The organism is Methylobacterium sp. WL18, assembly GCF_008040015.1.
Taxonomy (GTDB): Bacteria; Pseudomonadota; Alphaproteobacteria; order Rhizobiales; family Beijerinckiaceae; genus Methylobacterium; species Methylobacterium mesophilicum.
The window spans coordinates 1-1,744 of the sequence record NZ_VRVD01000828.1 but is presented as its reverse complement, the minus strand read 5'-3'; the positions used below and the strand labels follow the sequence as shown (position 1 = coordinate 1,744).

Here is a 1,744-nt window from a genome sequence, read left to right as displayed (position 1 = left end):
ACGCCCGCCTGCAGGGCGACCGAGACCTCGTTCGCTCCGGCGAAGCGGGCGGTGCCGCGCACGACCGCGACCTTGCGCTGGCGCGCCATCTGGGTGAGCCCGTCGGTCAGGCGCCGCACGGTGCCGGCCTTGAACGCCCGCAGCTTGTCGAGGTCGATCGTCGGCGCGCCGAAACCGATCCCGTGGGCGGCAAGCCGCCCGGCCTCTTCGGTGACGGCGGCCACGTGCAGCAGCGCCTTCGAGGGGATGCAGCCGACATTCAGGCAGACGCCGCCGAGCGTCGCCTCCCGCTCCACCAGGATCACGCGCTGCCCGAGATCCGCGGCCCGGAACGCCGCCGCATAGCCGCCGGGCCCGCCGCCGATCACCAGCACGTCGCAGGACGTTTCCGAGTCGCCCTCCGATGGCGCGGGCTCCGGTGCCGCCGCCGGCGCGACGGCCTCTGTCTCCACCGACACGCGGGCGATCAGGGTGCCGGCCGAGACGGTGTCGCCGAGGCCGACCAGCATCTCCACCAAGCGGCCGCCGACCGGGGCGGGGATATCGAGGGTCGCCTTGTCGGATTCGACGATGAGCAGGGTCTGGTCGCGGGCGATTGTCTCCCCCGGCGCCACCGGGATCTCGATGACCGGCACGCCGGAAAAGTCGCCGATATCGGGGACGCGGATCTCGCGGGTCTCGGGCATGGCGGCGGCGATCACAGTCTGTTGGGATGGGCGGCAGGCATCGAGGATGGCAGGGCCTTCTAGCCCCGACAGAGGCCAAGGTGGTGCGACCACGTCTCTCCGAAGGCGCGACGCGCTCCCTCTCCCGTCCGGGAGAGGGCTGGGGTGAGGGGCCAGGTCTTTCCGGATACGGCGCATCCCTCACCCTGTCCCTCTCCCGCACGGGAGAGGGGATCTGCGCTCGGTCCGGCGATGTGCCGATCCGCGAGCCCGAACAGGGAGGCGCGTCGCGCACCCGTCGTCGCCGTCACAGCAGCGCCCGGCGCAAATCCGACAGGACCGACGCGATATGGCCGAGGAAGCGGGCGGCGGCGACGCCGTCCACGACCCGGTGGTCCCAGGACAGGCTGAGCGGCAGGATCAGGCGCGGCTGGAACGCCGTGCCGTCCCAGACCGCCTCCGTGCGCGAGCGCGCCGCGCCCAGGATCGCGACCTCGGGGGCGTTGATGATCGGGGTGAAGCCGTCGCCGCCGATGCCGCCGAGCGACGACACCGAGAAGCACCCGCCCTGCATGTCGGCGCCCGAGAGGCTGCCGGCCCGGGCCTTGTCGGCGAGCGCCGCCATCTCGGTGGCGATCTGGATCAGGCCCTTGCGGTCGCAGTCGCGCACCACCGGCACCATCAGGCCCTTCGGGGTGTCCACCGCGAAGCCGACATGGACGTAGTCCTTGAGGACCAGGTCGGAGCCTTCCAGCGAGGTGTTGAAGCGCGGATAGGCCCGCAGCGCGAGGGCGGCGGCCTTGATCAGGAAGGCCACCATGGTGACCCGCGCCGGCGGCGTCCGCGTCTCCGTGTTGAGCCCGACCCGGAACGCCTCGATCTCGGTGACGTCGGCCCGGTCGAAGTTGGTCACGTGCGGGATGGTCAGCCAGTTGCGGCTGAGGTTGGCCCCGGAGATCGTCTGGATCCGCGACAGGGGCTCCCGCCGCACCGGGCCGAACTTTTCGTAATCCACCTGCGGCCAGGGCGGCAGGCCCGCGCCGATGCCCGAGGGGGCGGCCGGCGCCTGGGCCGGGGCC

Annotated in this window: 2 protein-coding genes; both read right to left on the bottom strand. The window is 72.5% G+C overall.

The window, feature by feature from the left end; genetic code table 11:
- Positions 1-686: biotin/lipoyl-containing protein (locus FV228_RS28770; protein WP_147857591.1), on the bottom strand; the 686-nt coding region annotated here is incomplete at its 3' end.
- Positions 687-972: 286 nt separating this feature from the next.
- Positions 973-1,744: 2-oxo acid dehydrogenase subunit E2 (locus FV228_RS28765; protein WP_187277956.1), on the bottom strand; the 772-nt coding region annotated here is incomplete at its 5' end.